Source organism: Tritonibacter horizontis (genome assembly GCF_001518015.1).
In the GTDB taxonomy this organism is placed as follows: domain Bacteria; phylum Pseudomonadota; class Alphaproteobacteria; order Rhodobacterales; family Rhodobacteraceae; genus Epibacterium; species Epibacterium horizontis.
Genome location: NZ_LPUY01000138.1, coordinates 218,523 through 225,783, shown reverse-complemented (window position 1 = coordinate 225,783; position 7,261 = coordinate 218,523). Strand labels below are relative to the sequence as shown.

Annotated in this window: 5 protein-coding genes; all 5 read right to left on the bottom strand. The window is 65.0% G+C overall.

Annotated features, from left to right (window positions below):
* Positions 1–94 precede the first annotated feature (94 nt).
* The 5 genes from TRIHO_RS22960 to pgi all read right to left on the bottom strand — a co-directional run bounded on the left by TRIHO_RS22960 (position 95) and on the right by pgi (position 7,109).
* The gene (locus TRIHO_RS22960; RefSeq protein ID WP_068249115.1) at positions 95–1,126 is read right to left on the bottom strand and encodes an AraC family transcriptional regulator; all 1,032 of its coding nucleotides are present in this window, start codon (positions 1,124–1,126) and stop codon (positions 95–97) included.
* A gap of 353 nt (positions 1,127–1,479) precedes the next feature.
* The gene (eda, locus tag TRIHO_RS22955) at positions 1,480–2,130 is read right to left on the bottom strand and encodes a bifunctional 4-hydroxy-2-oxoglutarate aldolase/2-dehydro-3-deoxy-phosphogluconate aldolase (protein WP_068249114.1); all 651 of its coding nucleotides are present in this window, start codon (positions 2,128–2,130) and stop codon (positions 1,480–1,482) included.
* A 3-nt stretch (positions 2,131–2,133) separates the two neighbouring features.
* Positions 2,134–3,945, bottom strand: coding sequence for a phosphogluconate dehydratase (gene edd / locus TRIHO_RS22950; RefSeq protein ID WP_068249113.1), 1,812 nt, complete (start codon positions 3,943–3,945; stop codon positions 2,134–2,136).
* A gap of 32 nt (positions 3,946–3,977) precedes the next feature.
* Positions 3,978–5,429, bottom strand: a complete 1,452-nt coding sequence (zwf, locus tag TRIHO_RS22945) for a glucose-6-phosphate dehydrogenase (protein ID WP_068249111.1) — start codon at positions 5,427–5,429, stop codon at positions 3,978–3,980.
* Positions 5,430–5,498: 69 nt separating this feature from the next.
* On the bottom strand, positions 5,499–7,109 hold the full coding sequence (gene pgi, locus TRIHO_RS22940) for a glucose-6-phosphate isomerase (protein WP_068249109.1): 1,611 nt from the start codon (positions 7,107–7,109) through the stop codon (positions 5,499–5,501).
* Between the last annotated feature and the right edge of the window lie 152 nt (positions 7,110–7,261).

Genomic DNA, 7,261 nt, shown 5'->3' with positions numbered 1-7,261 from the left:
AGGGGGACCTGGGTGGCCAGACCCACCCGGCCAAATCCGACAAAACTAGCGACGGCGGGCAACACGGCGGCGGGCAAAGCTGTTGCGCCAGCGGTCAGAGCGCGGCAACCAGTTCGCCTGCGGCCAGCCGGGCGCGGGCCTGCAGCGGGGTCATCCCCGTCCAGTTGCGAAAGGCGCGATAAAAGGAGTTCGGATCGCTATAGGCGAGCAGAAAGGAAATCTCCTCGACGCTGATGTCGTCCTGCCCCAGATAGTGCAGCGCCAGTTCGGTCCGGGTCTCGTCAAGCACGGCCTGAAACGTCGTCGCCTCACGCGCCAGATGCCGGTAGAGGGTGCGTTTGGACATCACCACCTGACGGCAGACCGCATCGGCGGTTGCATGACCGGAGGGCAGCAATTCAAGCAGCGCGCCCTTGACCCGCGCCGCGATCGGCTGATTGGCGCGCCAGTCCAGCATCTGGCGGCGCAGTTCCTTTTCAAAGGCGGGCCAGAGGTCCGAAGCTTCGGAGATCAGCCTACGGGTGCTGTCCTCGGGCGACAGCAGCAGGCTGAGACTGTCGCCGGTGTCAATCTGGCAGCCGGCCTCGGCTTCGAGGGTGGTCATGTCGATGTCCAGGGCGGTGGCGCAGGCCGGCAGGGTGATCGACAGCGGCACCACATGATGGGCGGTACAGGCCCGGATCAGCTCGAGAAAGAAAATCAGCTCGAACACCGCCATCACAGCGGGCACCGGGCGTTCCGGCAGCGACGAGGTGATGATCACGCGGGTCCCGGTCGCCATGCGGGCGCAGGTGATCTGCACCGGGGCGACCAGGGGTTTGAACAGGTTGAGCCGTTCCAGGCCGGTCACCACATCGGGGCTGCAGGAGAAGGCCAGCAGCGCTGGTTTGAACGGGGTTCTGGCCGAGGTTTTGGCCAGGTGCATCATCTTTTCAAAGGACCCCGCTTCGGCAAAGGTCGCCTCCCAGACGTCGAATACCTGGTTGCCGGTGATGCCTTGCTGATCGTTCTGCAGCAGTTCGACCGGCAGGCCGGCACGGCGCAGCACGTGCTCCGGGGGGATCTGCAACAGGGCGCAACAGCCATTCAGAATTTTGACGAATGGGAAACGCTCTGATTTCGCCATGGGAGACCTCAACTTTCGGGACTGGCCTGTGGGCAGGAAAATCGGACTGGAAACGGGAGGGAAGCGGTTGGAAACGGGCCTTCAATAGATCGGTGCAATTTGTCCCGGCGCAAGAGGGCCTGCGGCAAAAGCCTTCAATTGGCACGATTTGCAAGCGGGCTGGCACGATCTGCCGGATCCGCAAGAGCGCCGACCAGCCCCCACATACAAGATCGCCCGAACCGCAGGCGCGGTCCGGGCGATCTTGTATGTGGGTGTTTCAATCCGGCGCGCCCCAAGTCTGTGCGCTCTGTGCGTACCTGTCCAGAGCGCGCCGGCCAGCGCGTACGGGCCTGCGCATCCGGGGCCGGGTTTTAGCCGCGCGGCAGTTGGCTGGCTTCGCGGGCGAGTTCTTCGATGGCTTTCCAATCCCGCGCCTCGACCAGTTTTGCGGGGGCCACCCAGCTGCCGCCGGCGCAGATCACATTGGGCAGGCTCAGATAGCTGTCGGCGTTTTGCGGGCTGACGCCGCCGGTGGGGCAGAAGGAGATCTGCGGCAGCGGCGCGCCGATGGATTTGAGCGCAGGAGCGCCGCCGGCGGCCTCGGCGGGGAAGAATTTCAGCATGTCATAGCCCAGTTCCAGCAGCGCCATGGCCTCGGATGCGGTGGCCGCACCGGGCAGCATAGGCAGGTCGGCGGCCAGCGCGGCGTCCAGCAACAGTGGCGTGGAGCCGGGAGAAACGCCGAATTTCGCGCCCGCAGCCACGGCGGCCGTCACATCGGCCGGGGTGACCAGCGTGCCGGCACCGACGACGCCGCCTTCGACCTGGGCCATCTCGCGGATCACCTCCAGGGCGGCGGGGGTGCGCAGGGTGACTTCGAGCGCGGGCAGGCCACCGGCGATGAGGGCTTCGGCGAGGGGACGTGCATGGGCAACATCCTGCACGACCAAGACGGGCACAATGGGGGCCAGGGCGCAGATTTCGCGCGCCTGTTTGCTGGCATCCTGAGGGGTAAGCGGCATCAATCAGACTCCAAATACGGTTGCGCCGGTGTCGGCGGACGTGACAGATTTGCGGAACAGGGCGAACAATTCGCGGCCTGTGCCATGTTGATAGGCAGAAAGGTCGGCGGTGACGGCGGGGCGGTCCAGCACGCCTTCGGTGATGATTTCGAGCGCGCCGTTGACCGCATCGACGCGGACAATGTCGCCGTCCTGCAATTTGGCGATGGCACCACCGTCAAGCGCCTCTGGCACCACGTGGATCGCGGACGGCACCTTGCCCGAGGCGCCGGACATGCGGCCATCGGTGACCAGCGCCACCTTTTGTCCGCGCCCCTGCATGATCGACAGGAAGGGCGTCATCGAGTGGAGTTCCGGCATGCCGTTGGCCTTGGGACCCTGGAAACGGACCACGATGATCACGTCGCCCTCGTTCAACTCGCCCGCCTTGAAGGCGGCCTTGGCCTCGTCCTGATCGTGAAAGACCCGCACCGGGGCCTCGACCAGCCGGTGTTCTTCGGCCACGGCAGAGATCTTCATCACGCCGGTGCCAAGGTTGCCGGTCAGTCGTTGCAGCCCGCCGGTGGCCTGAAACGGATCGGAGGCCGGGCGCAGGATCTTGTCGTTGAGGCTCTCGGAGGTGCCCTTGCGCCAGGTCAGGGTCGCGCCCTCCAGGAAGGGTTCCATCAGATAGGCGCCGAGCCCCTCGCCGGTGACGGTCTTGGTGTCGGGATGCAGATAACCCGCGTCCAGCAGCTGGCCGATCATATAGCCCAGACCGCCCGAGGCGTGGAAATGGTTCACGTCTGCCAGACCGTTGGGATAGACCCGCGCGATCAGCGGCACCACGTCGGAGATCTCGGAAAAATCCTGCCAGTCGAGGATGATACCCCCGGCGCGCGCCATGGCGATCAGGTGGATCAGCAGGTTGGTGGAGCCGCCGGTGGCCATCAGGCCGACCATGCCGTTCACATAGGCCTTTTCATCCAGAATATCGCAGACCGGCGTATAGGCGTTGCCAAGCGCCGAGAGCGAGAGCGCGCGTTTCGCGCCTTCGCGGGTCAGCGCGTCGCGCAACTCGGTGCCGGGATTGACAAAGGAGGAGCCGGGCAGGTGCAGCCCCATGAATTCCATCAGCATCTGGTTGGTGTTGGCGGTGCCATAAAAGGTGCAGGTGCCAGGGCCGTGGTAGGCGGCCATTTCGGCCTTCAACAGCTCGTCCCGGCCGATCTCGCCCTTGGCGAATTTCTGGCGGATCTGCGCCTTTTCATCGTTCGACAGGCCGGAGGTCATCGGCCCCGCAGGCAGGAACACCGCCGGCAGATGACCGAACGCCTGCGCGCCGATCACCAGACCGGGGACGATCTTGTCACAGACCCCGAGGAAGACGGCGGCGTCAAAGACGTTATGCGACAGGGCGATGCCGACCGACATGGCGATGCTGTCGCGCGAGAACAGCGACAGTTCCATGCCGGCTTCGCCCTGGGTGACGCCATCGCACATGGCCGGCACGCCGCCCGCGACCTGGGCGGTGCCGCCGACCTCGCGCACGGCTTCGCGGATCACCATCGGGTAGGTTTCAAACGGCTGATGCGCCGACAGCATGTCGTTATAGGCGGTGACGATACCCAGATGGCCGCCAAGCCCGCTGGCCAGGGTGGCCTGATCCTCGCCGGTGGCGGCATAGGCATGGGCCTGGCCGGAGCAGCTGAGGTGGGCGCGGGCCGGACCCTGAAGCCCGGCGGCGCGCATCCGCGCCAGATAGGCCTCGCGGGTGGGGGCGCTGCGTTCGATTATCCGGTCGGTGACGGCGGCGAGTGTGGCGTGGAGCGACATTGGCGTGCCTCCTTTTGGGGTCAAAACTGGGGTCAGGCGCCGATGGGGCGCCAGCGGCGGCCATCGCGGTGCAGCAGCAGTAGGGCATCTTCGGGGCCGGAGCCGCCCTGATCATAGGGTTGCGGCACGCGAGTGGAATTGTCCCAGGCGCCGATGATGGGATCGGCCCAGGTCCAGGCGGCCTCGACCTCGTCGCCGCGCATGAACAGGGTCTGGTTGCCGCGGATCACATCCATGATCAGCCGTTCATAGGCGTCCTGCGGCCGGCCCGCCTCGGGCAGGCTGTCGGCAAAGGTCATGTCCAGATCGGCTGAGGTCAGGCGCATGCCGCCGGGGCCGGGATCCTTGATGGTGGTCTTCAGCGTGATGCCTTCGTCCGGTTGCAGGCGGATCACCAGCATATTGCCGTCGATGGCGTTGTCCTCGCCAAAGATGTTATGCGGCGGCTTGCGGAAATAAACGGCGATTTCGGACACCCGTTCGCGCAGGCATTTGCCGGTGCGCAGGTAGAACGGCGTACCGGCCCACCGCCAGTTGGCCACCTCGACCTTCATCGCGACAAAGCTTTCGGTGCGGCTGGCAGGATCACCGGCATGATCGCGATAGCTGTCATCGCCGGCCTTGGCGCGGTACTGGCCGCGCACGATGTTGTCCATCGGCGTTGCCTCAAGGCTTTCGATGACCTTGAGTTTCTCGTTGCGCACGGCGTTGGGTTCAAAGGTGGAGGGCGGCTCCATCGCGGTCAGACACAGAAGCTGCATCAGATGGTTCTGCACCATGTCCCGCATGGCGCCGGATTTGTCGTAATATTCACCGCGCCCGGCCACGGAAATGCTCTCGGAGACGGTGATCTGAACGTGGTCGATGTGGTGCGAGTTCCACTGCGGTTCGAACAGGGAATTGGCAAAGCGCAGGGCCATCAGGTTCTGCACGGTTTCCTTACCGAGGTAATGGTCGATCCGATAGATCTGGTTTTCCTCGAAATGCTCGCGCAGCGCCGCATTCAGGGCCTGGGCCGAGGCCAGATCGTGGCCAAAGGGTTTCTCCACCACGATGCGGCTGTCGTCATCGGCGATGCCGGTGGATTTCAGCTGACCGGCAATGGCACCAAACAGGCTGGGCGCCACCGAGAGGTAAAAGGCCCGCACCACACCATCGCGCAGCTTGGCCCCCAGATCGGACCAGCCGCCGTCGCCCTTGGCATCGACAGAGGCATAGTCCAGCAGCGCCAGAAAACGGTCCACATCCGGCTGCGCATCGGCGGGAATGCCGCCGAATTCCGTCAGCGCGTCGCTGACCAGCGTCTGAAACTCGCCCTGATCCATCTTGGACCGCGACGCCCCGATGATCCGGCTGCTGTCGTCGAACTGACCGATCTGGAACCGGTGAAACAGGCTGGGCAGGATCTTGCGCCGGGCGAGGTCGCCGGTGGCGCCGAACAGGACGAAATCGAAGCTGTCTACGGGGATGACGCGGGATACCATGTGGTGTCGTCCTCTTGTGTGGCGTGTCAGGGCGCGCGACGTGTCAGCCACGCCGCGCGAAAGTTGCGTTCAGGTCGAAAGCTTGGCGAGCAGGCCGCGGGTGGAGGCGTCTTTGGCTGAGGCATCGCCGCCCTCGATCAGGGGCAGCAGCCGGGTGGCCAGTTCCTTGCCCAGCTCGACCCCCCATTGGTCAAAGGAGTTGATGCCCCAGATCGCGCCTTCGGTGAACACACGGTGTTCATATAGGGCGATGATCTGGCCAAACACGAAGGGCGTGAGCTTGGGGTAGGCCAACGTCACGGAGGGGCGGTTGCCGGGAAAGGCGAGATGACCGGCCATGCGCTCTGCCTCGGCCCCGGCAAAACCGCGCGCCTCGGCAATGGCGTGGGCTTCGGAGAGCGAGCGGCCCAGCATCAGCGCCTCGGACTGGGCCAGGCAATTGGCCTTCAGGAGGGCATGCTGATGGGCCAGGTCCGGCTCGTGCCCGGTGGCGGCAATGAGGAATTCGGTCGGGATCACCTGGGTGCCCTGATGCAGCAGCTGGTAAAAGGCGTGCTGCCCATTGGTGCCCGGCTCGCCCCAGACCACCGGACCAGAGGCGCGGGGCAGGGGGCTGCCGTCGAGGCTGACGGATTTGCCGTTTGATTCCATGTCGAGCTGTTGCAGATAGGCCGGCAGGCGGGCAAGGCGTTGATCATAGGGCAGCACCGCGCGCGAGGTATAGCCGCAGATATTGGTGTGCCAGACGCCGATCAGCCCCAGCAGGGCAGGCAGGTTTTCCGCCAGCGGCGCCTCGCGGAAATGGGTGTCCATCGCCGCCGCCCCGTCGAGAAAGGCGCGAAAATGCTCCGGCCCCACCGCGATCATGATCGGCAGGCCGATCGGCCCCCACATGGAGTAGCGTCCGCCGACCCAATCGGCAAAGCCAAAGACGCGGGCGTCGGGAATACCCATGGCGGCGGTCTTGTCCTTGGCGGTGGAGACGGCCGCCAGATGGCCAGAGACATCCGCGCCCAATGCGCCCTGCAACCATTTGATCGCGGTGCGGGCATTGGTCATCGTCTCGATGGTGGTGAAGGTCTTGGAGGCGATCACCACAAGCGTGGTCTCGGGGTTCAGCCCTGCCAGCACATCATGGATATGGGCCCCGTCCACGTTGGACACGAAATGACAGGCCGGCCCATCGTGATAGGGGGCCAGCGCCAGGGTCGCCATGACCGGCCCGAGGTCGGAGCCGCCGATGCCGATATTCACCACATCGGTGAAGGCCGCGCCCGACGCGGTGGCAAAGCTGCCGTTGCGCAACGCGGTGGCAAAACCGCCCATGCGGGTCAGCACCTCGTGCACGCCGGGCATCACGTTTTCACCGTCCACCTTGATGACCGCATCGGCGGGCGCGCGCAGGGCGGTGTGCAGCACGGCACGGTCTTCGGTGCTGTTGAGTCGGGCACCGGACATCAGCGCATCAATCTTGCCCTGCAGGTCGGTGCGGTCGGCCAGTTCGATCAGCAGGTCACGGCCCTTTTGGTCCAGCGCGGTCTTGGAATAATCCATCAACAGCCCGTCCGCCTCGGCGGAGAAGGCGGTGAACCGCTCTGCGTCGGCCTCGAACAGGGCGGCGAGCGGGGTGGATTCAGTGGCGGCGCGGTGGGCGGCGAGTTGGGTCCAAATATCGCTCATCGGGTCAGCTCCTTGATGGGTCTCGGGCAATGGAGGTGCACTGGCGCAGACGCGGGCCGAGGGAGACTCGCCGCCTATATGCCAAGTTAGCGCTAACAATTCCAGTTCTAATTTTCATTCACTATCGGGGATGTCCCAGAGGGATCGTGCAG